Raw genomic sequence first — 24,515 nt, 5'->3', positions numbered from 1 at the left:
GCCGGCTCAGGTGGGCGCGGCGGTCCTGGCGGGCGCGCTCGCCGAGCGGCGCCAGGCGGCGGCCGCATCGAGGCCGTGCTCGCCGAAGCGGGGCACGTAATCCCGGTCGATGGCGCGCTCGAGGATCTCGCCATAACGGGCGACCGGCATCAGGCCCCAGGCGCGGTCGTCGTCCGAGATCGCCGCGCGCTGCGCGCCGCCGGGGGGCATGTAGCTCCTGCGCAGCCGCACGAACATCGCGTGGAGCTCGCGCTCGACCAGCTGCCGCACGGCCGGCGCGCACGGCAGCTCGAGCAGGTAGCGGAGCAGCGTCCAGCCGAAATCGCGGTGCCGCACCTCGTCGCGCAGGATGCGGTCGAGCGCCCGGCGCGCGACCGGGACGGCGCACCCCTCGCGGAGCACCTTGAAGAGCGGGACCGCGACCGTCTCTCCAAGGCAGAACACCTCCACGCCCGCACGGGCGACCGAAAGCTCGAGCGGCTCGTCGGCGCTGCTCTTGAGGCCGAGCGTCTCGCGACGCAGCGCCGGCAAGGCCCCGCCGCCCGCGACGGCGTGGACGCGATGGCTGAGGCGCGCGTGCGCGAGCTCGTCCTTGACGATGCGCAGGCCGTCGTCGATGAGATCCGGCGACGCGCCCACCTGGATGAGCCAGAGCGTGAGGTGCTGTGTGATCGCCGCCGAGCGGTACTCGGCCTCGACGCGCCGCCCCCACTCGGCGCGCACCGCGTCGCTCGCCGGCGGGAGAGGAGCGCGAGCGACGGGGGATGGCCGCTCGCGCGGCGCCTGCTCCGCGCCCGCGGCGCTGTCCTGCTCTTCGTCGGGGGCGTCCGTCATGGGGTCACGTTATGCACAGGATCCGGGGGCGGCAAGACGAGAGGCGGAGCGCGCCGGCCGCGGAGCGGCACACGCCGCCTCGGCGGCCGGCGGGCGAGCGCGCGCCGGCCGCCGAGGAGCTCACTCCAGCGCGGCGGTCGCCGCCGAGGGCGGCACGCAGACGTTCTTCGTCAATCCGCACGCGGCGCAGGTCACCGCGCCGGGAGAGTCCGCGACGCAGGGATTCACGACGACCTCCTCGCAGAAGGTCCCGGCCGGACACGCATCGTCGGTCTCGCACGGCTGGTTCGGGAAGCAGCCCACCGCGGGCAGGGCCGGAGTCCCCGTGTCCTCGGCACAGCCTGGCACAAGCCACTGACAGGTCGGCCCGAATCCCGCGCACTCCTCCGCGGTGGCCGCCGTGAGGCACAGGTCCGGCGGCGGCGGGTTGCAGGCGATCTCGTACACCTGCCAGCGCCAGGCGCCGTCTTCCAGGACGCACGCCGCGTCGATCGGCATCGGGCCGCAGCCGGTCATCATGGTGTAGCCGCACGTCCCGATCTCTCCGTCGCACGGGGTCCCGCTCTCCGGCTTCACCTCGGGGCACGCCGGCGGCGGCGGCGGCGGGTTGCAGGAGATTTCGGCCTCGACCCGCCACGCTCCGTCCACACACGCGTAGCTGATGGGGTTGTCGCAGCCGTCGATGTAATCGCAGGAGAGGCCCTCCGCGTCGCAGTTCGAGCCCCTTTCCGGCATCTCCTCGGGACAGCTGCCGCCCTGCACGGTGGGGTCGCACCCCGGCAGGGCCACTGCGCCCGCGAACGAGGCCGCCGCGGCGACGGTCACGATGAAGGGAGCCCGGAGCACCTTTCGCTTCTTCTGCATGGCCATGGCTTGTTAAGTCCTTTCTGCGGCACAACATGGCGCAAGTCCTGTCCTTGCGCGCTCTGCGGCTGCGCTAAGCAAGCGGGGTGCCAGGGCGTTCGGCAGGCGAGGGCCACGCGCGCGCTGAGCGAGCTCCCATGAAGGCTGCATGGCGGCGCCCGACCGTGAAGGTTGGATGAATGTCCTAGATGGGGTGAGGCGGCCGCAAGGGCGCCCGCCTGTTGAGGATGCCCAGGAGACATATCCATTCGTGGATCGATGAAGCTGGGCCGCCCGCTCTCGCGGACGCACCATCCATTATACGATGATACACGGTCGACGCCGCCGGAGCTGCCCGCCTCTCCACAGCCTGCGGGCAACTTGACAAGCAGCACTCTTGAGTCGACGCGCTCGCCGTGCTCGCCTCAACGGGCGGGCTGCCAGAGCTCGATGGGGTTGCCGGACGGGTCATCCAGCAGGATCTGGGAGCCACCGACGCCTTTCACGACGTCGTTGCGGAACCGCAGTCCGGCCGCGCGAAGCCGGGCTGCCTCGGCGTTGAGATCGACCACCGGCACTTGAACGCGGTTCCAGCCGCCGGGGACAGGCTGGCGCCCGTCGGGCATGGGCCGCGCGCCGGAGCTGGTCTTCCCGCTGAGCAGGAGCCGCAGGTTACCGAGCGTGACGGAGGCGAACGCGGGGCTGCTGTCGGTTTCAAGCGTGAAGCCGAGGTGCTTCGTGTAGAAATCGATGGCGGTGTCGACATCGTCGACCAAGTAGCGGACGCTGACCGTGCTCATGGGCTCGACCTCTTCTTGCGGTGATGGGCTTGGCGAGGAGACGCAGCTGGACGGCAACGTCAGCCACAGGACCGCCAGGACCTTGAACGCCGACCTCGCGAGGACCCGTCTTCTGTTGCACCACATGGAATCTCTCGTCCTCCGTTCCTCGCGGGACAAGATACCTGTGCACGCGCAGACGACCATCCGGTGCGCGGGCAAAGCATTGTCAACCACAGGTTAACGATCTATCCTCGCCCCCCGTGGACCTCTTCCATGGTGTACTACCGTTCGTGCAAGTGGCGGAGGCGGGGGGGTTCCGCGCCGCGGCCGCGCGCCTCGGCATCACGGCCGCCGCGGTGAGCAAATCGGTGGCCAAGCTGGAAGCCGAGCTCGGGGTCGCGCTCCTCGAGCGCTCATCGCGCCATGTCGCGCTCACGCCCGAAGGCGCGGCTTTTCTCGAGCGCTGTCGCGCGGCGATCGCGCAGCTCCAGGCAGGACGCGAGCAGATCGCCGGCGCACAGCGGGAGCCGCACGGCACGCTGCGCGTGACGCTGCCGCCGGTGCTCGGTCGTAGCATCCTGCCGCTCGTCGCGCGGCTGTCGGCGCGCTACCCGCGGCTGTCGATCCGGCTGCTTGTCACCAACCGCCTCTTGCGGCTCGCGGAGGAGGAGATCGACGTCGCGCTGCGCATGGGCCCGCTCGACGACTCATCCCGCATCGCGCGCGCCCTGCGGACGCCGCGCTGGATCACGGTCGCCGCCCCTGCCTACCTGGCGAGCCGGGGGACCCCGACCTCACCGGCCGACCTCGCGCGGCACGAGTGCATCAAGATGGTGCTGCACGGCAAAGCCGTAGAGTGGAGCTTCCGCGCCGGCAAGGACGCAATCGACGTCGTGACGCCCTCGCGCATCCTGCTCGACCAGGGCGATCTGCTCATCGACGCGGTTTTGCACGCGATCGGGATCGCGCAGGTCCTCGATTTCATGGCCATGCCGCTGATCGAGGCGGGGGTCCTCGTGGAGGTGCTGGCGCCGTTCGCGACCGAGGGGCCACCGCTCCACGCGCTCACGCCGGCGCGTCGTGCGTCCGTCCCGCGCGTGCGCGTCTTCCTCGACGCGCTCGGTGATGTGCTCGGCCGCGGTGGTCATGGCGCTCGGAGGTCACCGACGACCCGCCCTGCGGCGGGCTAGCGGACCGAGACATCCCCTCGGCGGCCGCGCTCGGGCCATCGAGCCGTCGCCTCGGGCCGCGGTGGTCGCTCCTCTCTCCGAGACGTTGATCCACGCCGTTGCGCGTACGGCCGAGGCGCGTTGTCGGGATGGTCATGCTCTCCGGTGATCTCCCGGGGGACGGGCCCCCGCGCGGGCTCGCGATGGGTCCTCTGGACCTGGACGTGGATTCACGATGTCACGGGGCGAAGGCGGGCGATCCGTAAAGGGCCTCCCCCTCGATGACCTGTCCGTGCTCATCGAGGCGGAGGCGCTCGCACGCGCGCGTCCGCCGCTGATCGAGCTCGGCGACGTAGAGGATGGCCAGCTCACGCGCCGCCGGGTCCCAGAGCACGCGCTCCACCGAGAACCGCAGGTGCTCGATGCGCCCGAGCGCCTGCTCCCAGTAACGCCGCAGCGCCTCCTTGCCGCGGACCACCGGTGTGCCAAGCACCGTCGCGGCGAACGGGCTCTGGAACGTCACGTCGTCGCGGAAGTGCGCGAGCACCGCGTCGAGGTCTCGTGCGTTCCAGGCGCTCGCCCACGCCCTGCCGCGGCGCGCCGCCGCCTCCGAGTCGAGAGGAATACCGACCATGTGTGCGCCTCCTCCTCCGTCCTGAATATATCAAGAAGCTTGACATATTCAGGACGGAGGCCAAGATGAGGGCTGTCCAGAAATATGTCAAGGTGCTTGACTGAAAAAGCGGCTCACCATGCCCCCTCTCGCGTCGACGCGCTGAACGAGGCCCTCGAGCTGATGCACTTCGGCTTTCGTGCGCTCGTGCACGGGCCGGACGTGATGCTCGCTTCGCGCGGCCTCGGGCGCGCGCAGCATCGGGTCCTCTACTTCCTCGCGCGCCGGCCGGGGCGATCCGTGCAGGAGCTCGTCGAGCTGCTGTCGGTCACGCGGCAGGCGCTGCACGAGTCGATGGCTCCGCTGTTGAGCGGCGGGTTCGTCGAGCTCACGCCGGCTCCGGACGACCGGCGGCGACGCCTCGTGACCCTCACGCGGGAGGGAGCGGCGCTCGAGGAGGCGCTGAGCGGCGCGCAGCGCGCCACCATGGCGGCGGTCTTCGCCGAGGCCGGACCGGAGGCCGAGGCGCGCTGGCGCGAGGTGATGCGCGCGCTGGCGAGGCGCCTCCCGCCGGGCAGCGACGCGACGCTGCGCGTGGACGAGCGCCAGCAGGCCGGCGGCAGGAAGCCAAGGCCGCGGTCGCCGGCGCGGAGGTGACGGCCTCTCCACGCGCGCGCCCGGCCGCCCGGGATCGGGCAGGGCGACGACGGCCAGAGAGACACGGCGAGCGCTTCGTCCTTTGCCCGGCCGAGCGGCACCTGCTCGGCGAGTGGCTCGACCGCCTGGCGGGCGCGGGCGGCTGACGCGCCGGCTCGTCAGCCGCCCTCGCCGCCCCCCTCCCCCTCGCCGCCCTCCCCGTCGCCGCGCAGGCCGTAGCGCTTCATCGCCCGCTGGATGAACTTGCGGTTCACCCGCGCGAGCTCCGCCGCGCGCGACACGTTGCCCCCGGTCTGCTTGAGCGCGGCGTCGAGGTACGCCTTCTCGTACGCCTCGGCCACGCGCTCCCGACCTGCGAGCAGCGGCTCGTTCAGGTCCACCGCGGGCGCCCCCGGCGCGCCGTCGCCGGGCGCCGCCGCGGCCGCCGGGGGCCCGCCCGCGCCGCCGGCGGTGCCCAGCGAGAGGGCGCGCGCCACCGCGTTGCGCAGCTCGCGCACGTTGCCCGGCCACGAGCGCGCGGCCAGGGCCGCCACCACCTCCTCGGACAGCGGCGGCGGTGAGCCGGACCGGGGGCGCAGCTCCTCCTCGAAGCGGCGGACGAGCAGCGGGACGTCGCCCTGCCGCTCGCGCAGCGGCGGCAGGGCGACCTGGATGACGGCGAGGCGGTAGTAGAGATCCTCGCGGAACTTGCCGCGCTCCACCTCGCGGGCGAGGTTCCGGTTCGTGGCGGCCACGATGCGCACGTCGACCCGCCGCGGCACGTTGGCGCCCACCCGCCGCACCTCGCGGCGCTCGAGGGCGCGCAGGAGCTTCGGCTGGAGATCGAGCGGCAGCTCGCCGATCTCGTCGAGGAAGAGCGTGCCGCCGTCCGCGGCCTCGAAGGCGCCGGGGCGCTCGGAGACGGCGCCGGTGAAGGCGCCCCGCACGTGGCCGAACAGCTCGCTCTCGATGAGCGTCGCGCTCACCGCCGAGCAGTCGAAGACCACGAACGGACCGCCCTGGCGCGGGCTCTCCTCGTGCAAGGCCTCGGCGACGAGCTCCTTGCCCGTGCCCGTCTCGCCCTCGACGAGCACCGTGGCGTCCGTCACCGCGACCCGCTCCAGCACCGCGAACAGGCGGCGCATCGCCACGCTGCGCCCGAGCATGCCGCCGAAGCGCTCGCGCTCGGAGAGCGGCAGCTCGATGACGTCGCTCAGCATGCGCAGGCGCATCGTCGTGCCGCCGACGACGATCGCCGCGTCGGGGCGCGCGTAGGCGTCGTGCACCTCCACGCCGTCGACCGCGGTGCCGTTGCGGCTGCCCGCGTCGATGACGCGGATGCGCTCGCCCTCGACCCGGACGACGAGGTGCAGGCGGCTCACCGTGGGATCCTTGAGGACGAGATCGCACTCGCGGCCGAGGCCGACGCGCGCCTCGGGCCCCGGGAGCTCGACGACGAGCCCCCGATCCGGTCCGTCCACGACCTCGACGCGGATCTTGCGCGAGGCGAGCTTGAACGCGCCGCCCTCGCGCGCGAGGGGCTGGGTGAGCTCTTCTGCCACGCGGCCAGTATAGGCGGAGAGCACCTCCCTGGGTGCGACCGTCTCCGAGGGCCCGGAGCACGGCGAACGGACTCCCTCGGGCGCTGGGCTACCGCAGCGCTTCCGCGGTGCTCGCCGCGGTGACGGCTTGATCGTGCCACCGCTCGACGACGCCCAAGTCGTCGCACGCCTCGATGCGCGCGTCGTCCTCGGGGCCGAGCGGGAGCTGCCGCCGCGCGAGCACCCGGCGGAGGGCGGCGCGCGCTTCGGCCAGGCGACCTTCGAGGAGGCCTTCGGAGCGGCCTTTCTCGACCAGCCGCTCCTCCACCTGAGGGCTGACCGAGAGCAGCACCTCGAGGATCCGCTGCCTGCGGGCCAGGATCTCGGGATCCTCGGTCTGCGCGAACCCCCACAGGAGCTCCTCACGGACGGTCGTCGACATCGCCAGGTACTCTAGCATGCTCAGCACCCACGCGAGCGGCCGCCGCGGCGCCACCCAGCGGGCGAAGTCGTCGAGCGCCTGACCGGAGCGGGCGACCAGGAACGGCACCAGGTCGTCGTGCAGGGGCAGCTCGTTCCAGCCTGATCTCCGGTGGATCCTGCCAGCCGGCCCCTCCGCCGGTAATACGCTCGGTCTCCCCGGCGAACGTCTTCTTGGCGAATTGGTCCGGCTGGCCCACAGCGCCGCGCGATAGCAGACGCGGATCGGCGCCGCCAGCCGTGCTGCCGCGCCTCTGCGCTTGCGTATGACGTCACAAAGACATCACGGCGCGGGATCGATCGCGCGACGTCCCTCTCGGTCCGGCGCACCGACAGGAGTATCCTCCGGCCACATGACCAGAAGGCGATGGAGGACCTGGCTTTGCGGCGCGCTCGCCGGCCTCTGCGCGCTGCTCGCGGCGCCCGCCGCGGCCGAGGCGCAGCCCCTCTGGGCACTTCCGCCCGCGCCAGGGCAGATGTCGCGGGACGACGCGCGGCTGGACCTCGAGCTGGACGGCCAAGTCTACAACCTGACCATCGAAGGGAGGTACTTCGAGGCGCTCTCCGCCGCCACGCGGCTCCTCGATCTGCGAGAGCGGACACTCGGACCAGAGCACCCGTACACCCTGTACGCGGCCGTCCACGCGGCCATCAATCACCGCAAAATCGCGGACTACCACCGGGCCGCGTCCCTGCTCGAGCGCGCCCTCGCCGTCCTGGAGCGGTCGGACATCCCGAGGTGGTGGCTCTTCCCCCAGCAGGAGTCCCTCGCACTCACGTACCGCGACATGGGTGATTTCAGGCGCTCCGAGGCGCTGTACAAACGCATCGTCGCCGACGCGACGCTCTCGAGCACCGGCGCCGCCGAGGGGCTCCGCGGCCTCGCTGCCCTGGCGAGGGTCCAGGGAGACCTCGACGCGGCCGCGCGGATCTACGAGCGCGAGCTCGCGCGGGTCGAGCAGGAGAACACGAAGCAGAGGAGCGAAGGCACGACGCTCGACAGCGTGGAGCTCGGCGTCGCGCTGGACGACCTCGCCGAGGTCTACCGGCTCCAGGGAAACCGCGCCGCGGCCGAGCGGCACGTCGAGCGCGCGGTGAAGATCCTGGAGGCGCGGAAAGGCACGCCGGAGCTGTCCCTGGCCACGGCCCTCATCCACCAGGCGCTGCTCTATCAGGACACGGGAGACGGCGCCCGCGCCGAGGCGCTCCTCCAGCGGGCGCTCGCGATCCGCGAGAAGGAGCTCAAGCCGACGCACCCCGACATCGCCGAGCCCCTGGTCCACCTCGCGGCGCTCGCCTGGGAGAAGAAGGCGTATGGCCGCGCGGAGCCGCTCTACCGCCGCGCCCTCGCGATCCTGCAGCAGGCCCTCGGGCCGGAGCACCCGCGCGTGGCCGAGTGCCTGAGCGCCCTCGAGGGGCTGGCGCTCAGCCGCGGCAAGCTGCGAGAAGCCCTGCCCATGAGGATCGCCGCCGTCGCCGCCGAGGACCGAAACCTCACCCGCCTGCTCACCAGCGGCTCCGAGCGGGAGAAGCGCGCGTTCGTCGGCAGGCTCGAGCGCTCGACCAGCGCGACGATCTCGCTGCACACGATCTCCGCGCCGACGAACGGCCAGGCGGCGGCGCTCGCGCTCACGACCATCCTCCGCCGCAAGGCGCGCGTGCTCGACGCCATGACGGACAGCGTGGCCGGCCTGCGCAGGAAGATGACCGCGCAGGATCGGGCGCTCCTCGACCGGCTCGCCCGGATCGACGCCGAGCTCAGCGCCCGCGCGTACCGCGACCCCGCGGGGCAACCCGGGAGCTTGAAGGCGCTCGCCGACGAGCGGCAGAGCGTCGAGGCCGAGGTGAGCCGGCGAAGCGCCGCCTTCCGGGCGGATCAGCGGCCCGTGCTGCTCGAGGAGGTGCAGGCGGCGATCCCGGAGGACGCGGCGCTGATCGAGCTCTTCGTCTACCGACCCCACCAGCCGCGCGAAAAGCCGCGCGAGCAGCTCGGCGCGCCCCGCTACGTCGCCTACGTGCTCCGGCGCAGCGGCGCGCCCGCGTTCGCCGATCTCGGCGACGCGAGCGCGGTCGACGCGGCCGTGGGCGAGCTGCGCCGGGCCCTCTCCAGCCCGTCGGGCGACCCGTCGCGCCTCGCCCGCAGCGTGGACGCGCAGATCATGGCCAGGGTGCGCCCGCTGCTCGGCCCGGCCAGGAGGCTCCTCATCAGCCCCGACGGCGCGCTCAGCCTGCTGCCGTTCGGCGCGCTCGTCGACGAGGACCAGCGAGCCCTGATCGAGCGCTTCACCGTCACCTACCTGACGAGCGGCCGCGATCTCGTCCGGCTCGCGACGCCGGCCGCGCCGGGGCAGGAGGCGGTCGTGATCGCCGATCCGGCGTTCGACGACGGCGCGCCGGAGCCGCACGTCGGCGAAGCGCCCTGCGAGGGCGACGCGTGCCTCGCGCTGCGCGCGGTGGACCGGAGCAAGCTCAGGTTCCTGCCGCTCGCCGGCACCGCGCAGGAGGCGGCCGCGATCGGCGAGCGGCTCCCGGGCGCGCGTGTGCTCACGGGCGAAGGCGCGACCGAGGAGGCCGTGAAGCGCCTCGCCGGGCCGCGGATCCTGCACATCGCGACCCACGGCTTCTTCCTGCCGGCGGACGCTGCTCCCCGGGCCGGGGCGCCGGGCGGCCACGGGCTCGACGCGGTCGGCCAGGCGGCGGCGGCCGCGTCCGTGGCCCAGGCGGACAACGCCCTCTTGCGCGCCGGGCTCGCGCTGGCCGGCGCGAACCGGCGCGAGAGCGGCAGCGAGGACGGCGTGCTGACGGCGGCCGAGGTCTCCGGGCTCGACCTCTCCGGCACGCAGCTCGTCGTGCTCTCCGCGTGCGACACCGGCGTCGGCGAGACGAGCCACGGCGAGGGCGTGCAAGGGCTCCGCCGCGCGCTGGCCATCGCCGGGGCGGAGACCCAGGTGATGAGCCTCTGGCGGGTCGGCGATCAGGCCACGCGCCACCTCATGGTGGCTTATTACGATCAGCTGAAGTCCGGGCGAAACCGCAGCGACGCCCTGCGCGACGCCCAGCTTTCGCTGCGAGGACAACGCGAGACCACACACCCGTTCTACTGGGCGGCGTTCATCGTGTCCGGCAACGGCGGCCCGCTTTGGACAGCGACCCCGAAGCCGCCCGCCGTCCCGGTGGCGCCGGGAGCGAGAGGCCGAGGGTGCGCCTGCGACATCCCGGGGGCCGGGGGAGACGCCGCGTCGCGGGAAGCGCTCGCGTTGCTCCTCGCAGGCCTCGCCGCGGCGACCCGCCGGCGCCGCGCTGGCTGACCCGGCGCAGCGACTGGAAAGCGCACGCGCCACGGGGCGCAGCTCACCGTGCGCGTCACGGGCTCGTTGACGCACATCGATATCGCCGACGACCGGGAAGGCGTCAGCCGCCGAGCGGGTCAGGCCCGAACTGGTTGGGACCAGCGTTGCCCACCATACATCCACACTCGATGAACACCCACAGGCTCCCGATGTAAGGGATCAATAGAATGAGCTGCCACCAGCCGGATTTGCCGCGGTCATGCCAGCGTTTGACGTAGATCGCCAGGTGTATCCAGAAAACGAAGAAGGCGCCGACGACGAGCGAGAGCGACCCTAGGACGAGGGCTGCGCCAGACAGGGCATCGATCTGCGCCTGCTCCACCATGGCTTACTGCGCCTGCTCTACCATGGCAAACAGGATGCCATAAACGATACTAGAGAGCGATGACGATGCCGTACAGCGGCAACACGCCCTTCAGCCAGAACGTGGAACGCGAGATCCGCCCCTCGAAGGAGAACCAGATCTGTCTCCATGACATCTCGTTGGAGACGGACGCGCTGTCCACCTGGACTGCGGTCGGCGCTTTGTAGGGGTTGAAGGCGTTCGACATAGGCGATGTCCTCCGTCTGGCATTGAAGCGATGGCGGCGAGAACGGAGCGCGCGTTGGTCCCCCCCACGAGGCCGCCGGCGGCGCTCCTGCCGACCCATCGTCAGGCGTCTGCAGCCTCTTGTAGAGGGCCGGCGAACGTCAGCAGAAGCGAGATGCGGCCCGTAGCGTCGACCTCACCCGCGTCGAAGAACTCGAAGTTCTTGCCATCACTACGCTCGACGACCGAACGGAATCGAAACGTGGTGTTCCCCGTGTCGATGACGCTGAGCACGCGGACTCGCACCAGCAGCGAATCCGCGAGCAGCTTCGCGATTTCATCGGCGACCGCTGCTCGCCCTCGGATCTCGCGACTGCGTGAAACGACGCGCCCGTCAGCCGCAAAACACGCCTCGAGCATCGCTGTCCGCTTTTCTGGATCCCGCTCGCTCGCCGCGTCGATGTAGGTCTTCACCGCGGCCTCGACCATGCTTCCCATAGCGACGGTTATGGCATCATAGGAACGCGGCGTCCGCAAGGTCAATCCTGCTGGTTACCGCGCCTGCCGACCGCAGCGCCTAGAGCTGCTCAAGCTCGTGGCCGACCGCGGCGAGGACAGGGCGCCCGCGCGCCGCGACCGGCAAGCTCGTGGCCCCTCGCGGGCCGAGCCGCCGTCCATGCGGCGCGAAATTGGACGTTCGGTGCGCACCTGTACAATCGGTGCGCAACGTCTCGTGAGCGACCGACGGCCGAAGGGCATCTTTGCGACCGTGGCCCCGGCGTTTTCTCATCACGGGCGGGATGGCGCCCGACTTGCAATGTCCTCGCGTCGACCAACCTGGCGCACGCGCCCGAGGCGATCGCCGAGCAGCCGTGGAACGATCCTCGACGAGCGCGGGCTGGAGCTCGGTTGCGCTGCGCTCGCGTCGCGCGTGCGTTCGATCCTGCGACGCGAGATTCGAGCTCGTCTGTGCGTGTCTTCGCGCTCAGGCGAACGTTGTTCTTACCCTGATCCCTGATGAGGTCCTGAATATGCGCATGCAATTTGGCACAAGGAAGTCTCTACATCGCAGCATGGCGGCGGCGTCGCTCCTCGGCATGGCCACATTGGCCGTCGTTGGTTGCTCCGACGCTCCCGCTCATGTTCAGCCGGGCTCCGGCGGCTCCGATCCGCTGCCGTCGACGGAGCCGCCGCCGCCCCCGGCCGAGGCGGAGACGCCGCCGGCGGAGGCGGAGCTCGTCTCCGGCCAGGACCCGAAGAACGCCTATCTCCGGGCCGTCGGTACGCTGGGCTCGACCTGCACCGGCTCGCTCATCAAGACCAGCGACAAGGCCGACGCGCCCGCCTACGTGCTCACCGCAGGCCACTGCGCCAAGGGTCCCTTCAGCGACTCGATGTACTTCGGCGTGAGCGTCGACGAGCTCACCGAGGGCGGCCTGAACATCACCTTCAACTATTTCAATGATCTCCCCTATCAAGAGCAAGTCAGCGCGCGTGCGCTCCGGACCGCGTACGTGACGATGAAGGGAGCGGACCTGGCGCTGATCGAGCTCGACCACACGATCGGCGAGCTCCAGGCGCTCGGCGTCGAGCCGCTCCCGGTCGCCGACGCGGCTCCGGCCCCGGGCGAGCCCATCGAGCTCGCCGGAGTGCCGGTGGAGCACGACGGCGGCGCGTACTCGGGAAGGTACGTGCGTCGTGCCAGGTGCGCGGAGGGCGCCCGGAGACCCGACGTGGTGGAGCACTACTGGTACTGGCACGACATGCACGTGAACGAGTGCCAGGGGATGGGCCCCGGCGCCTCGGGGGGTCCGGCGCTCGACCAGCGCGGGAGGGTCTTCGGGGTCTTCAACACCCATTTCACGACCATCAAGCCGCCGGATACCTGCTATCTGAACTACCCCTGCGAGGTCGGCGACGGGGAACCCGAACGCGGCGTCGAGGGCGCCAGCTACGTCGTGGATGCCACGACGCTCACCTCGTGCTTCGACGCCGAGGGGCGCTTCGATCTGGCGACCGCTGGCTGCAAGCTGGCTCCCGCGCTCGACGCTCCCGTGAACTACGCGCCGTCGCGCATCGTCACGCCGACCCAGGGCGATCCCCCCGAGCCGAGCGTCTGGGATGTGAGCCTCGCCTCGACGCCTCATACACACTACCGCTACAAGGTCGGCCCCGCGCAGAGCGTCGATTGCCGCTCCGCGGAGGGCTACTCCGACCCGATCGGCATCGAGGACGACCGGCTCGCCCGGCTGCCGGTGCCCGCGGAAGAGGGCCTGTACGCCATGTGCATCCTGACCGGCTCCGGGGACGTCGGCGGCGCGACATGGCAGTCGAAAGATCACCCCACGGTGATCGTGAAGAAGGTCCGAAACGTCCGCGAGGTGGCCTCAGGGGCGGACGCGGCCGACGTCACGACCGAGCAGGCGTTCGACCTCGCGCACCGCGCGGTGGACGTGTACCAGGGGCACGCGAAGGAGCACGGGGCTCGTCTCCTCGTGAATTACGGCTCCAAGTTCGGCACCCAGATCGACATCCAGGCCGATCGCGACTGGGAGCTCGATCTGGGGGTCACGTTCCGCAAGCAGGGCGTGACGCCGCCCGACATCGCCGCGTTCATGGCATGCCACGAGATCGGCCATGCTCTCGGGGGTTTTCCCTTCAAGCGTACGCCTGTACAGCAGGCGCAGGTCGAGGGCCTCGCGACGGGGCAGTTCGGGACGGTGAGCAGCGCGGAAGGCCAGGCAGATTACTTCGCATCCAAGGAATGTCTCCCGCGCCTCTGGGCCGCCGAGCGCGAGGTGAACGCCAGCTTCCGCGCCGCCGTGACCGACTACGCGAAGGAGCGCTGCGATGCGGCGTGGGAGGACGCCGACGCACAAAACCTGTGTTACCGGATCGCCGCGGTCGCCGAGGCCTTCGGTGTCTGGAAGCGCGGCACGGACGTCGAGGAAGCGAGCAATCCAATCCCCCGCCTGGACACGCCCAGCACAGTCGAGGCGCAGGTGACGGATTACGAGAACATGCCCGCGCAGTGCAGGGTGGACACCATCTTCCAGGGAGCGCTCTGCGGGCACAAGTTCCGTGGCACCGACATCCCCGGCCTCATTCCGCCGTACGAGCAGGTGCTGACGTTCAGCCCCGACGTGGAGGCGGCCGCGGCGCCCGACTCGTGCACGGAGGGGCCGGGCGCGCGCCCCCGGTGCTGGTTCATGCCGAACTCGACGAAGCCCGACTGCACGGGCATCCCGGAGACGGGGATGTGCGACGTGATCGATGGCCAGTCTGCTCAGGTGACCTGCGGCGAGAGCACCGGCATCCAGACGTACATTTGCCTGCCGGGCTCGACCTGCCAGGTGGACGAAGACGGCTGGGCGTTTTGCCAGTGATGGTCCGCCGGCGGAGCACGGGGATCGGGGGGCGGTGACGGAGCACCTCCTCGATCCTTCGGCGGCGAGGCGCTGAGCCCGGCGAGCCGCGGCGCCGGACCTTCGTGGTCAATCCACCACCGGACACCGGCACCGCGGCATGTAAATTGGCGGCCTCGCTGTAGCACCAGCCGAGCGCACGCGGCCTGCTCCGGCCTGCCGCAGGTTCCAGCCGGCCGGCGGACAGGATACGGTCGATGTCCTCTGACCGGGAGCGTGGGACCGTGAACGATCTCGACTTCGACTTTGCCTGGGAAGGCGCCTCCGCGGCGGCCGGCCCCTGGAGGCACCTCCAGGTGGTCGAGCTCCGCGGCACCGAGGCCATCTCGAGCCTCTACCGCTACGAGCTCGTGCTGGTCGCCCACGAGCCGGCGCCCGCGGTGGACCCGGAAGAGCTCATCGGGACCCGGGCGACGCTGCGGCTGGCCACACACTCCGAGCCGGCGTACCGCGCGGTGCACGGGATCATCACCGAGGCGGAGGAGCTCGGGGCCGTCTACGACGGCATGCTCTACCGCGTCGTGCTCTCGCCGCCGCTCGCGCGGTCGATGCACCGCACCCGGTGCAGGATCTTCCTCGAGAAGACGACGCGCCAGATCGTCGACGCGGTGCTCCAGGGCGACCCGTCGCTGCACCGCGACGACGGCGCCACGGTGGAGCCCGACGGGGGCGACGCGCTCGCCTTCCAGCCGGCCAAGGAGCTCTACGCCTGGCGGGTGACGGACCCCGCCCGCATCGACGAGGTGGCCACGCGGCCGTACTGCGTGCAGTACAACGAGAGCGACCTCGCGTTCGTCGCGCGCCTGCTCGAGGAAGAGGGCATCAGCTACCACTTCGAGCACGGTGACGGCGCGTGCCTGCTCGTGCTCGCCGACGCCGACGGCGGCCGCGCGCGCCTCGCCCCGTTCCTCCCGCTCGGCCCGGGGCTGCGCGGCCGCGAGGTCGCGGCGATGAAGCTCGGGGCGCGCCTCCGGCCCAAGAGGGTGTCGCTCGTCGACTACAACTGGAAGAAGCCCGCGCTCGACATGGCGGTGGCCACGCCGGGCCAGCCGGGCGGCGACGACCTCGTCGACCACGAGTACCCGGGGCGCTACCCGGACACGCCCGATCAGGGCAAGCCGCTCGCCCAGGCGAAGCTCGATCGGCTCACCGTGGAGGCGAGCTACGCCGTCGGCGAGGGCACCGCGCGGCTGCTCGGCGCCGGCAGCGTGTTCGCGCTGGATCACCAGGCGTCGCGGTACGACGGCGAGTACCTGGTCACCCGGGTGGAGTCGCGCGGCGAGCAGCCGGGCACCCTGCCGCCGGAGATCGCGGGGCGCTACGCGCTCCAGGGCGTGCCGTTCACGACGCGGTTCGAGTGCGCGCGCCGCGGCAAGAACGGCAGCGTCGCCGAGTCGCGCTTCCGGCCGGCGCGCGTCACGCCGAAGCCGCGCGTGCAGGGGACGCAGACGGCGTTCGTCACCGCGGAGCCGAGCGCCAAGGGCGCGGAGATCCACGTGGGCGGGCCGCCCGGCGCCGAGATCGGCTGCGTGCGGGTCAAGTTCCACTGGGACAAGGACGCCGAGCGGCTCGCGAAGGAGCCGTCCTCGTGCTGGGTGCGGGTGAACCAGGTGTTCGCCGGCGTCGGCGAGGGCGCCGTGTTCCACCCGCGCGTCGGGGTGGAGGTGATCGTCGACTTCGAGGAGGGCGACCCGGACCGGCCGATCGTGGTGGGGCGCGTCTACAACGGCCAGAACCGGCCCCCGGGCGGCGCGCCGACCGTGAGCACCTTCAAGACGATGAGCAGCCCGGGCGGCGGCAGCCACAACGAGCTGCGCTTCGACGACACCGCGGGCAGCCAGCAGATCCTGCTCCACACGCCGATGAACTGGAACAGCGAGGTCGGCAACGACCGGAGCGAGCAGGTGGCGTCGAACAGCGGCTCGTCCGTGGGCAGCAACCGCAACGAGTCGACCGGCGCGAACCGCAGCACCATGGTCGGCGGGAACAACGCCGAGATGATCGGAGGCAACGAGTCGACCACCGTGGGCGCGAACCAGAACGTGACCGTCGGCGCGAACCAGACGCTGTCCGTGGCGGCGAACCAGACGATCAGCGTGACCGGCAACCAGACCGCCTCGGTCACCGGCAATCAGGACGAGCAGGTCACCGGCAACCGCACGACCGGCGTCACCGGCAACGACAAACTCACCGTGTCCGGGACGCAGGACGTCGCCGTGACCGGGGCGCAGACGACCGCGTACCTGGCGACCCACGAGGTGACCGTCGCCGCGAGCCAGAAGGTCAACGTCGGCGGGGAGCAGACCGTCGCGGCGACCGGGCCTCAGGGGCTGAAATCGTCGGCGAGCCAGAAGATCGAGGCGCCGTCGCAGGAGATCAAGGCCGACGGGGTGCAGGCGCTCAAGTCGACGACGCTCGCCGTGACCGCGTCGAGCAACGTGACGGTCGACACCTCGCTGTTCCAGGTGAACGGGTCGAGCCTGGAGCTGAAGGGCGGCCAGATCCTGATCAAGGGCGGCCAGGTGACCATCGAGGACGGGGAGATCGCCATCAAGGGCGGGAAGGTGACCGTGAACGGCTCGCCGATCGAGATGGACGGCGGCGGGATGGTCCAGGTGACGGCGGGGCTCATCAAGCTCAACTGAAGCTCGACGGACGGCCGCCATGCGCTTCTCGAACGACACGCCCCTGCCCGCGGCGATGATCCCGAACGCGGAGCAGGACGACCGGGTGACGGCGATCTTCCTGGCCGCGATCACCTACCGCGTCGCCGGCGGGCGGCTCGCGCTCGCGCCCGCGCAGCGGCCGCTCCTGCTCGATCCGGCGCTGCCGTACCCGCACGACGGGATGCTCCAGAAGAGCGTCGCCTCGGTGTGCGCCACCGGGTTCGTCTACCCGAAGGAGGGGCGCGCGCGCGAGGCCACGGCGGTGCTGCGGGTGGGCGACCGCGACGCGGCGATCGTCGCCTACGGCGCGCGGGTGTGGCAGCGCGCGCTCGGCGGGGGGCTCGCGCCGAGCGCGCCGCTCGCGTTCGAGCGGGTCGAGATGAGCTGGCAGAACGCGTACGGGGGCGTCGTGCAGGAGCCGGCGCGGGTCGTGCGGCTCGGCGAGGAAGACGGGGGCGGCGAGGCGTTCCTGCCGGAGCACGAGGGCGGCTACCCCCACAACTTCGAGGGCAAGGGGTTCGCCACCGACGCGGCGCGCGCGCTCGATCGGCCGCTGCCGCAGCTGGAGCACCCGGAGCAGCTCATCCGGCGCTGGGACGACCGCCCGGAGCCGGTCTGCTTCGCGCCGTACCCGCTCTGGGGCGGGCTGCGCGCCGCGTCCGTGTGGCACGATCAGCAGTTCGATCCGGGCGGCGCCGGCAAGCTCGCGAGCCGGGCGGCGCCGCGCACGACGTTCGACGCGATCCCGCCCGGCACGCGGATCGCGCTCGGCGGGATGCGGCCCGGCGGGGAGGCGCTGGTGTTCGAGGCGCCGGCGCCGCCCGTGGCGGTGACGGTCGCCGTGGGCGGCGCGTCCGAGCGGCTCGTGCCGGCGCTCGACGCGATCGACATCGACGCCGAGGCCGCCGAGGTGCGGCTGCTCTGGCGGGCGAGCGTCACCTACGGCCTCGTGCAGCTCGAGCACCGGCGGGCACGGCTGGAGGCGACCGAGGATTTCCCGCGCGGGTGAGCGCGGGGGGGCAGGAGCGGACGTGGCGCACAACTTCCACGACGAGAACGGCTGGCTGATCGTCGGCCTCGAGATGCACCAGGGGTTCCACATCTTCCCCCCGGCGCCGATGAAGTTCCTGAAGCTCGTGCTGCTGCACCCGTTCACCCTGGGGGACAAGCAGAAGCCGACGGTGCTCTTCAACGGCGTGCCCTCGGTGGCGCACCAGCACGAGCCCAAGTTCCTCTGGCCGCACCTCGGGATCGTCCCGGATCCGCTGGACGCGCTGACGCCGCTGCACATCCTGTTCGGCTCGCACAAGTGCTGGCTGCCGCGGGGCGCGGTGGAGATCTGCGGGGAGAAGGCGACGTGCTGCGTGATCGGCGGGCCCGTGTCCCTGAACGCGGACTGCTGGGATATCGGCAAGTGGCCGACCTCGCTGGTGCTCAACCCGGGGACGGTGCAGACGACGCCGACCTTCGGGGATTTCGTGATGGGGGCGGTGACGCTGGCGATCGACCTGGTGATCGACCTGCTCTTCCAGGGAGCGTTCAAGCTCGCAGGCGGGCTCCTCGCGAAGTTCGGCGGCAAGCTGATGAAGCCGCTCTTCAAGAAGGGGAAGGACCTCGTCGGGAAGGGGCTCCGGGCGGCGACGCGGGCGACAGGGCGGGCGGGCAAGGCGATCGCGCGGGGGCTGCGGAGCGCGGGGAAGAAGGGGGCGTCGGCGCTGCAAAAGGCGAAGTGCTTCTTCACGGGCCACCCGGTGGACGCGACCTCGGGGACCGTCGTCGACAGCAAGGTGGACATCTCGCTGCCGGGCGCGATCCCGCTGGTCTGGGAGCGTCATTACTCGTCGGCCCGCGCGCTCGAGCGGACGTCGCTGGGGCGCGGCGGGTGGGCGCACAGCCTGGAGCAGTGGATCGAGGCGGACGAGGAGGGGATCACGCTCCGAGACGAGCAGGGGCGCGACATCTACTTTCCCCGCCTCGGCGCGGGCGAGCGCGCGTTCCACCGGCCGGACCGGCTGACGCTGAGCGCCGAGCAGGGCGGCGGCTTCTCGGTCTACAGCCACGCATCGCGCCTCACGCGCCGCTTCTCGCCGGCCGCGCCTCAGGGCAGGGCCCTGCTCCGCGCGATCGAGGACGCCCACGGCAACGCGATCGCGCTGGAGTACACGGGAGAGCGGCTCCACCGCGTCATTGACACGGCAGGCCGCGAGATCCGCGTGAAGATGAGCCACGGGGGCCGCATCGCCCGCCTCGAGGTGTGGACCGAGGGCATCCTCGAGCAGTGGGTGGACCACGCGTATACCAGGATGGGCGAGCTCGCGAGCGTCGCCGACGCGCTCGGGCACGCCGAGCACTACGGTTACGACGAGGATCACCGGATGGTGAAGACCACGCTGAAGAACGGCGTGAGCTTCCACTACGCCTACGACCCCGAGACCGGCTGGTGCAAGAAGACCTGGGGCGACGGCGGGCTGCACACGGTCGAGCTCCGGGTCGACCTGGAGAAGCGGATCACGTGGCTGACCGGCAACGAGGAGCCGAGGATCCTGCACTGGAACGAGGACGGGATCGTCGTGCGCGAGGAGACGCCGGACGGGATCGTCCTCAGGACCTGCGAGGTGGACGAGGACCAGTACATCGTCGCCGAGGCGAACGGGGCCGGCGAGGCGACGAGGTACGACTACGATACGAAGGGAAACAAGGTCCGGGAGATCGACCCTGCCGGGAATATGACCCAGTGGGAGTACGACGACGACGATCGGCCGGTCCTGCGCGTCGGTGCGGACGGGCTCGCGACCAGGTACGAGCACGACGCGCGTGGTTCGTTGACGGGGATCACCTATCCATCGAAGCTGCGTTACACGCTGAGTTATGACGAGCGCGGGCACCTGCGCGCGATCCAGGGCGAAGAAGGGGCGCTCGCGTCGTTCGTCGTCGACGGCCGGCACCGCGTCGTCGAGGAGATCGACGCGCGCGGGGCGAGGACGGCCTACGCCTACGATCGGATGGGACGCCCCGTGTCGAGGACGGATGTCCTCGGCCGGGTGACCTCGGTGAGGTACGACCGGCTCGGAAAACCGCTGGTCGTGCGGAGGCCGGACGGGACCGCGACGCAGGCGGCTTACGACGCGCTCGGCAACCCGAGCCGCGTCGTCGATGCGCTCGGGCAGATCACGGAGATGGAGTACGCCGGGACGGGCGTGCTCGCCAGGCTCACGCAGCCCGGCGGGCGCGTGTGGTCGTTCAAGTACTCCGCCACGGAGAAGATCCGCCGTATCACCAATCCAAAGGAGGAAGCGTACGAGTTCTCGTACGACAGCGCAGGGAGGGTGACGGAGGAGAGGACCTTCGATGGGCGCGTGCTCGGCTACCGCTACTCGGCGGCCGGGCGCCTCGCCCGGATCGACTACCCGGACCGGAGCTTTCGATCGTTCTCGCACGATCCGCTCGGCAACGTCCTCCGAGAGGACTCGACGGACGGGCCGATCCAGTTCGAGCGCGACTCCCTGGGGCGCCTGCTCGTCGCCGCGGTGGAGCAGGGCGGACAGCGCATCGTGACGCGGCTGGAGCGGGACGCGCTCGGGCGGGTCGTCTCGGAGACGCAGGACGGCAGGACGCTGCGTTACACATACGACGCGCGCGGGCGCCGCGCGAGCCGCGTCATGCCCGACGGGATGACGACGCGGTACGCGTACGACGCGACGGGCGACCTCGCGCGCGTCGAGCACGGGGGCCACTCGCTCACCATCGAGCGGGACGCGCTTGGCCGGGAGAGGGCTCGGGGGGACGCAGGGGGACGCTTCTCGATCCGGAGCGAGTACGACGCGATGGATCGGATCGTCGAGCAGCATGTCGATGTCCGCGCGCCTCGCGGGGGCGCGCCCGAGGTGGAGGTGCAGCGGACCTGGGAGTACGACCCCCTGGGCCGGGTCAAGCTGGTGAAGGACGGTCGCTGGGGGGCGACGGCGTACCGCCATGACTCCATCGGACAGCTCCTCGAGGCGCAGCACGGATCGCGCCGCGAGGTCTTCGAGTACGATCCCGCCGGCTCGACGACGAGGATGCTGGAGGGGCTCGCTCAGGGCCAGGACGACGCGGGACAGCCGCCCTGGGAGATCGCGCCGGGGGACCTGCTCCTTCGCAGCGATCGCGCCGGGTATGTGTATGACGAGCGGGGGCGGCGGGCCCTGAAGCTCGAGCAAGGCGAGCGGCCGGAGGTCAGCCGCACGGAGTACACCTGGGATTGCCGGGACCGCCTGCGCGAGGTGCGACTCCCGTCCGGCGAGAGGGTCGTCATCACCTACGACGCGTTCGGTCGCCGGGTGCTCAAGGAGGTCTTCGACGCGCACGGCGACCCGCAGCGCGACGTACGCTTCCTGTGGGACGGGGACGTGCTCGCCGCGGACCTCGACAGCCGGCATGGAGAGCGCTGTTTCGTCCACGCGCCGGGGACGTTCGTCCCGCTGCTCCAGGCCGAGCAGGGGCAGGTGTTCAGCTACCTCAACGATCACGTCGGAGTGCCGAGGGAGCTGATCGATGCCCAAGGGAAGGTGGCGTGGTCAGCCGCCCATTCGGCCTGGGGGAGGACGACCCAGTCGTTCACCGATCCGGGGCACGGCGGCGGGCACGAGCGCGCGATCGCGTCGCCGTTCCGCCTCCTGGGACAGTACGAGGACGAAGAGACGGGGCTGTGCTCCACGAGGTTCCGTTATTTCGACGCGGCGGTGGGGAGATGGTGCAGCCCGGATCCGCTCGGGATCACAGGGGGAAGCAAGCTCTTCGAGTTCGACGCGAGCCCGGCCCTCGTGGTCGATCCGCTGGGCCTACAGTGCGAGAGGGTCTTCTACTCCGTTCAAGATCCCTCCGACGCCGCCCGCCTCCGCAACGGCGGCGTTCCATGGCCGACCGAGCCCCACCGCGCGGCCCTCGGAGAAGGCGTCTATTCTTGGGGGAGCCTGGAGGACGCGCAGCGCTACCTGTCGAGGATTCAGAACAGGCAACCGAATGCCCAGATCATCAGCTTCTCCGTGCCCGAAGACGTCCTCAGGTCCTTCCGTCACGTCGACGTGGATTCGCTGGGCGACGAGGCGGCGGAGGCATGGATGTCGCGCTACAGTCGGCTGTTCGACGGCACCCCGGACCACGGGCTGGAGTACATCACGAGGGGCACCAACCTGGGGACAGAGCACTACTTCGCCACATCCGTCTACCACCTCCTGAGGTGGCACTGAGGCGCCATGGAGAGCACGTTCAGCTACCGCATGATCAAATCGTCCTGGGGCATCCGGATCGACCTGACGGCCGACGTCGCTCGTCTCGAGGGGGCCGCCGGCAGCGCCACGGAGATCGCGCCGGGCCTGTGGTTCGTGAACGAGGACGCGCACCTCGACGCAGCCGAGGAAGAGTTCCTGAAGCGCGGTCTGCAGCTGGTCGTTGGCGAGATCCTGAGCAGCAGCGCCTTCACCGCGCCTTCCTTGATCCGGGTCGCCAGCGCCCGGTTCGTCCCTACCGACTACCAACCTGAAGGGCTGAGCTGCGCGATGGCCGGGTGGGCGGCGAAGAGGTTCGGGTTCCCCATGCCCGAGATCGACGTGCGGTTCGCTCGCCAGGAGAATCGCTACGTCTTCAACTTCGACCGATCTGGACAGCCTCCGTCCAGCTGAGCCACGCCGCTCACCACCGCCCCCACCGCACCCCGAGCGGCGTCTCCGCGAGCTGCTCCTCCGCGAGCGGCGCCACGAGCCGCACCGCCCCGCACCACACGAGCGACACGGTCCGCTTCTCCGCGTCGATCCGCACCGTCTGCAGCACCGCCTCCGGCGTGAAGATCTTCGGCGAGCCCGGCGGCCTCACCGACAGGCCCGGCGCCTCCCCCGGCAGCGCGAACTGCACCTCCGGCTGGCCCTGCACGAGGTACTTCAGGATGACCAGCTCGTCCCCCCGCAGCCGCTCGATCGCGAGCCCCGGCGCCGCGCCCTGCACGAACCGCGGGAGCACCTCGTTCTTGCGGAACGGCCCGCGGAGGTCCTCGCCGTCCGCGAACGCCATCTCCCGGATCGGCTTGGCGGGCGGGTCGTGCTCGAGGAACGCGCCGAGGCCCCGCATGATCCGCGGGTACCAGGTGTGCGGCACCCAGCCGAGCCCGCCGGAGGCCGGCGCGTCCAGCCAGGCCTTCGGCGCCTGCACGAAGAAGCGCTTCGCCGTGAGCGGGTCCCCCGGATCCTCGATCTGCGGGAGCAGCTCGCCGTCGGCCCGGTCCCGGTCCACGTCGATGAAATAGCCGCGCCCGACCTTGTTCCTCGGGTACGCGAACACCCCCTCCTCGCGCGGCGAGGGCTCGACCCGGCGCCCGCCGCGGCGCTCGGGCGGGTCGAGCTCGTCGTGCGCGTAGGCGTCGTAGCCGCCGTAGGCCAGGTCCCACGAGAGCGGCGCGCTCTCGAACGGCGCCGGATCCGGGAAGCGCACCTGCCCCTCGAGCGTGACCTCCGCCCGGCGCTCGCCCAGCACCTTCAGCACGCGCGCGCTCCGGCCCACCGCCACGCCGACCATCAGCTCGCGCACCTTGCCCGGCGCGTGCGCCCGGCCCGCCACCACCACGTCGGTGGCCGGCTTCGGCGGGAACAGGTCCATGTCGTCGCGCAGCGTGCGGTAGCGGTCGTGCTGGTCGGTCTCGATGTCGGGGTCGACGACGATCGGCGCCTGCTCGTCCGCGAGCGTCACCCGGCCGCCGGCGAAGGAGTAGGTGCGCTTGGCGACGCAGACCATCCAGAGCGCGCCGTCGTGGCTCTTCGTGCAGCGCACCGTCTGGGTCGTGCGCAGGGGGGCCTGCTCTCCGCTCATGGGGGCTCCTCGCAGGGTCGCTCGACCGGTATCGCCGATGCCCCGCGCGCGCAAGGGCGAGGGCTCTTCCTTCCCGCGCTTCCCGCGAGGGACGCGGCGCGCGGCCGCGGCGCCCGGGCCTGCGTTATCCTGTCCGCATGACGGACGCGCGCGACCGCCCCCTGCCGGCCCACGACCTTGCGCCCCCGGCCGACGCCGAGGCCCTCGCGCCCCTGCCCGGCGCGTCGCTCGCGGCGCCGCCGCGGGTCGTGCCCCTCGCCTCCGGGCGCTCCCTCGAGATCGCCGAGGACGGCGCCGAGGAGCGGATCCAGATCCGCGCCGCGGCAGGGCAGCTCCTGGTCTCGCTCCGGCTGACCGACGAGGGGCCGGTGCTGTCGCTCGCGGGGGTCTCGCTCGAGATCGCGGCCGCGAAGACGCTCGCCCTGTCGTGCGACACGCTGCGGATCCAGGCGGCGCAGGACGCCGAGGTCGAGGTGGGCGGGAGCCTGCACGAGCGGGTGCGGGGGAGCGTGGTCCGCGAGGCCGGGAGGAGCGCGCGCACGACGGCCCGCGAGGTGAAGGTCGAGGCGTCGCCCGGCGGCGTGCAGATCCGGGCCAACGACGACGTCGACATCGTCGGCGAGCGGGTGCGGCTCAACTCCGAGGACCCGCCGATGCCACTCACCTGGGAGGAGTTCCGCGCGCGGCAGGCGCTGTCGGGCGGCCAGCACGACGAGCGCGGCGCGGGGCGGCTCGCGGCGCTGGCCGCCGGCGAGGAGGCGGCCCCGCGCGGCCCGGACGACCCTGCGCGGCCCGCGGGGTGAGCGCGGC

General features: G+C 71.6%; 19 protein-coding genes. 9 read left to right on the top strand and 10 right to left on the bottom strand.

The annotated features are described in order from the left end of the window. Nucleotides 1-6 precede the first annotated feature (6 nt). The 3 genes from WMF43_RS07015 to WMF43_RS07005 all read right to left on the bottom strand — a co-directional run bounded on the left by WMF43_RS07015 (nucleotide 7) and on the right by WMF43_RS07005 (nucleotide 2,477). Nucleotides 7-834 (bottom strand): ferritin-like domain-containing protein, encoded by an 828-nt coding sequence (locus tag WMF43_RS07015; RefSeq protein WP_437678453.1) that lies wholly within the window; start codon nucleotides 832-834, stop codon nucleotides 7-9. Between the two features lie 120 nt (nucleotides 835-954). Continuing rightward, nucleotides 955-1,698 (bottom strand): hypothetical protein, encoded by a 744-nt coding sequence (locus tag WMF43_RS07010; protein WP_437678451.1) that lies wholly within the window; start codon nucleotides 1,696-1,698, stop codon nucleotides 955-957. Nucleotides 1,699-2,102: 404 nt separating this feature from the next. Next, entirely contained in the window at nucleotides 2,103-2,477 is a 375-nt protein-coding gene (locus tag WMF43_RS07005) for a VOC family protein (RefSeq protein WP_437678449.1), read from the bottom strand. A gap of 242 nt (nucleotides 2,478-2,719) precedes the next feature. Between WMF43_RS07005 and WMF43_RS07000 the strand changes: the two genes are divergently transcribed. Further along, the gene (locus tag WMF43_RS07000; RefSeq protein ID WP_437678447.1) at nucleotides 2,720-3,649 is read left to right on the top strand and encodes a LysR substrate-binding domain-containing protein; all 930 of its coding nucleotides are present in this window, start codon (nucleotides 2,720-2,722) and stop codon (nucleotides 3,647-3,649) included. 217 nt (nucleotides 3,650-3,866) lie between these two features. Here WMF43_RS07000 and WMF43_RS06995 read toward each other — a convergent pair whose 3' ends face one another. Then, on the bottom strand, nucleotides 3,867-4,262 hold the full coding sequence (locus WMF43_RS06995; RefSeq protein WP_437678446.1) for a nuclear transport factor 2 family protein: 396 nt from the start codon (nucleotides 4,260-4,262) through the stop codon (nucleotides 3,867-3,869). A gap of 96 nt (nucleotides 4,263-4,358) precedes the next feature. Here WMF43_RS06995 and WMF43_RS06990 point away from each other — a divergent pair, with 96 nt between their 5' ends. After that, the gene (locus tag WMF43_RS06990; RefSeq protein WP_437678444.1) at nucleotides 4,359-4,898 is read left to right on the top strand and encodes a MarR family winged helix-turn-helix transcriptional regulator; all 540 of its coding nucleotides are present in this window, start codon (nucleotides 4,359-4,361) and stop codon (nucleotides 4,896-4,898) included. A 158-nt stretch (nucleotides 4,899-5,056) separates the two neighbouring features. Here WMF43_RS06990 and WMF43_RS06985 read toward each other — a convergent pair whose 3' ends face one another. Together WMF43_RS06985 and WMF43_RS06980 are read right to left on the bottom strand one after the other, a co-directional pair. Beyond that, entirely contained in the window at nucleotides 5,057-6,439 is a 1,383-nt protein-coding gene (locus WMF43_RS06985) for a sigma 54-interacting transcriptional regulator (RefSeq protein ID WP_437678442.1), read from the bottom strand. Nucleotides 6,440-6,527: 88 nt separating this feature from the next. Beyond that, nucleotides 6,528-6,968: a hypothetical protein gene (locus WMF43_RS06980; protein WP_437678440.1), complete on the bottom strand. Its 441-nt coding sequence runs from the start codon at nucleotides 6,966-6,968 to the stop codon at nucleotides 6,528-6,530. A gap of 283 nt (nucleotides 6,969-7,251) precedes the next feature. Here WMF43_RS06980 and WMF43_RS06975 point away from each other — a divergent pair, with 283 nt between their 5' ends. Then, entirely contained in the window at nucleotides 7,252-10,206 is a 2,955-nt protein-coding gene (locus WMF43_RS06975) for a CHAT domain-containing tetratricopeptide repeat protein (protein WP_437678438.1), read from the top strand. 103 nt (nucleotides 10,207-10,309) lie between these two features. On the opposite strand, the gene WMF43_RS06970 is transcribed toward WMF43_RS06975, so the two are convergent. From WMF43_RS06970 to WMF43_RS06960, 3 genes are all read right to left on the bottom strand, one after another. Beyond that, the gene (locus WMF43_RS06970; RefSeq protein ID WP_437678437.1) at nucleotides 10,310-10,573 is read right to left on the bottom strand and encodes a DUF805 domain-containing protein; all 264 of its coding nucleotides are present in this window, start codon (nucleotides 10,571-10,573) and stop codon (nucleotides 10,310-10,312) included. Between the two features lie 49 nt (nucleotides 10,574-10,622). Next, nucleotides 10,623-10,799: a hypothetical protein gene (locus WMF43_RS06965; protein ID WP_437678435.1), complete on the bottom strand. Its 177-nt coding sequence runs from the start codon at nucleotides 10,797-10,799 to the stop codon at nucleotides 10,623-10,625. Between the two features lie 101 nt (nucleotides 10,800-10,900). After that, nucleotides 10,901-11,251, bottom strand: coding sequence for a nuclear transport factor 2 family protein (locus WMF43_RS06960; RefSeq protein ID WP_437678433.1), 351 nt, complete (start codon nucleotides 11,249-11,251; stop codon nucleotides 10,901-10,903). Between the two features lie 557 nt (nucleotides 11,252-11,808). On the opposite strand from WMF43_RS06960, the gene WMF43_RS06955 reads away from it, so the two are divergent. From WMF43_RS06955 to WMF43_RS06935, 5 genes are all read left to right on the top strand, one after another. Further along, nucleotides 11,809-14,163: a trypsin-like serine peptidase gene (locus WMF43_RS06955; protein WP_437678432.1), complete on the top strand. Its 2,355-nt coding sequence runs from the start codon at nucleotides 11,809-11,811 to the stop codon at nucleotides 14,161-14,163. A gap of 236 nt (nucleotides 14,164-14,399) precedes the next feature. Beyond that, complete coding sequence (locus tag WMF43_RS06950) at nucleotides 14,400-16,847, top strand: type VI secretion system Vgr family protein (RefSeq protein ID WP_437678430.1); 2,448 nt, start codon at nucleotides 14,400-14,402, stop codon at nucleotides 16,845-16,847. A gap of 19 nt (nucleotides 16,848-16,866) precedes the next feature. Next, nucleotides 16,867-17,877: a DUF2169 domain-containing protein gene (locus WMF43_RS06945; RefSeq protein ID WP_437678429.1), complete on the top strand. Its 1,011-nt coding sequence runs from the start codon at nucleotides 16,867-16,869 to the stop codon at nucleotides 17,875-17,877. Nucleotides 17,878-17,899: 22 nt separating this feature from the next. Continuing rightward, complete coding sequence (locus tag WMF43_RS06940) at nucleotides 17,900-22,096, top strand: DUF6531 domain-containing protein (protein ID WP_437678427.1); 4,197 nt, start codon at nucleotides 17,900-17,902, stop codon at nucleotides 22,094-22,096. Between the two features lie 6 nt (nucleotides 22,097-22,102). Further along, nucleotides 22,103-22,528, top strand: coding sequence for a hypothetical protein (locus tag WMF43_RS06935; RefSeq protein ID WP_437678425.1), 426 nt, complete (start codon nucleotides 22,103-22,105; stop codon nucleotides 22,526-22,528). 10 nt (nucleotides 22,529-22,538) lie between these two features. Here WMF43_RS06935 and WMF43_RS06930 read toward each other — a convergent pair whose 3' ends face one another. After that, nucleotides 22,539-23,705: a DUF2169 domain-containing protein gene (locus WMF43_RS06930; protein ID WP_437678424.1), complete on the bottom strand. Its 1,167-nt coding sequence runs from the start codon at nucleotides 23,703-23,705 to the stop codon at nucleotides 22,539-22,541. A gap of 137 nt (nucleotides 23,706-23,842) precedes the next feature. Here WMF43_RS06930 and WMF43_RS06925 point away from each other — a divergent pair, with 137 nt between their 5' ends. After that, nucleotides 23,843-24,508 carry a hypothetical protein gene (locus tag WMF43_RS06925; RefSeq protein ID WP_437678423.1) on the top strand — a complete coding sequence of 222 codons (666 nt, stop codon included), beginning with the start codon at nucleotides 23,843-23,845 and terminating at the stop codon, nucleotides 24,506-24,508. Nucleotides 24,509-24,515: the final 7 nt, after the last annotated feature.

The organism is Sorangium sp. So ce131 (assembly GCF_051519095.1).
Lineage (GTDB): Bacteria > Myxococcota_A > Polyangia > Polyangiales > Polyangiaceae > Sorangium.
The sequence above is the reverse complement of the archived record's forward strand: the minus strand, read 5'-3'. Positions and strand labels throughout refer to the sequence as shown.

What these genes read in the sequence shown, in the direction of transcription:
- WMF43_RS06925 (WP_437678423.1), top strand. Translation starts at nt 23,843, where the DNA reads ATGACGGACGCGCGCGACCGCCCCCTGCCGGCCCACGACCTTGCGCCC.
- WMF43_RS06955 (WP_437678432.1), top strand. Translation starts at nt 11,809, where the DNA reads ATGCGCATGCAATTTGGCACAAGGAAGTCTCTACATCGCAGCATGGCG.
- WMF43_RS06995 (WP_437678446.1), bottom strand. Translation starts at nt 4,262, where the DNA reads ATGGTCGGTATTCCTCTCGACTCGGAGGCGGCGGCGCGCCGCGGCAGG.
- WMF43_RS07015 (WP_437678453.1), bottom strand. Translation starts at nt 834, where the DNA reads ATGACGGACGCCCCCGACGAAGAGCAGGACAGCGCCGCGGGCGCGGAG.
- WMF43_RS07010 (WP_437678451.1), bottom strand. Translation starts at nt 1,698, where the DNA reads ATGCAGAAGAAGCGAAAGGTGCTCCGGGCTCCCTTCATCGTGACCGTC.
- WMF43_RS06975 (WP_437678438.1), top strand. Translation starts at nt 7,252, where the DNA reads ATGACCAGAAGGCGATGGAGGACCTGGCTTTGCGGCGCGCTCGCCGGC.
- WMF43_RS06935 (WP_437678425.1), top strand. Translation starts at nt 22,103, where the DNA reads ATGGAGAGCACGTTCAGCTACCGCATGATCAAATCGTCCTGGGGCATC.
- WMF43_RS06965 (WP_437678435.1), bottom strand. Translation starts at nt 10,799, where the DNA reads ATGTCGAACGCCTTCAACCCCTACAAAGCGCCGACCGCAGTCCAGGTG.
- WMF43_RS06945 (WP_437678429.1), top strand. Translation starts at nt 16,867, where the DNA reads ATGCGCTTCTCGAACGACACGCCCCTGCCCGCGGCGATGATCCCGAAC.
- WMF43_RS06930 (WP_437678424.1), bottom strand. Translation starts at nt 23,705, where the DNA reads ATGAGCGGAGAGCAGGCCCCCCTGCGCACGACCCAGACGGTGCGCTGC.
- WMF43_RS06950 (WP_437678430.1), top strand. Translation starts at nt 14,400, where the DNA reads ATGTCCTCTGACCGGGAGCGTGGGACCGTGAACGATCTCGACTTCGAC.
- WMF43_RS06970 (WP_437678437.1), bottom strand. Translation starts at nt 10,573, where the DNA reads ATGGTGGAGCAGGCGCAGATCGATGCCCTGTCTGGCGCAGCCCTCGTC.
- WMF43_RS07005 (WP_437678449.1), bottom strand. Translation starts at nt 2,477, where the DNA reads ATGAGCACGGTCAGCGTCCGCTACTTGGTCGACGATGTCGACACCGCC.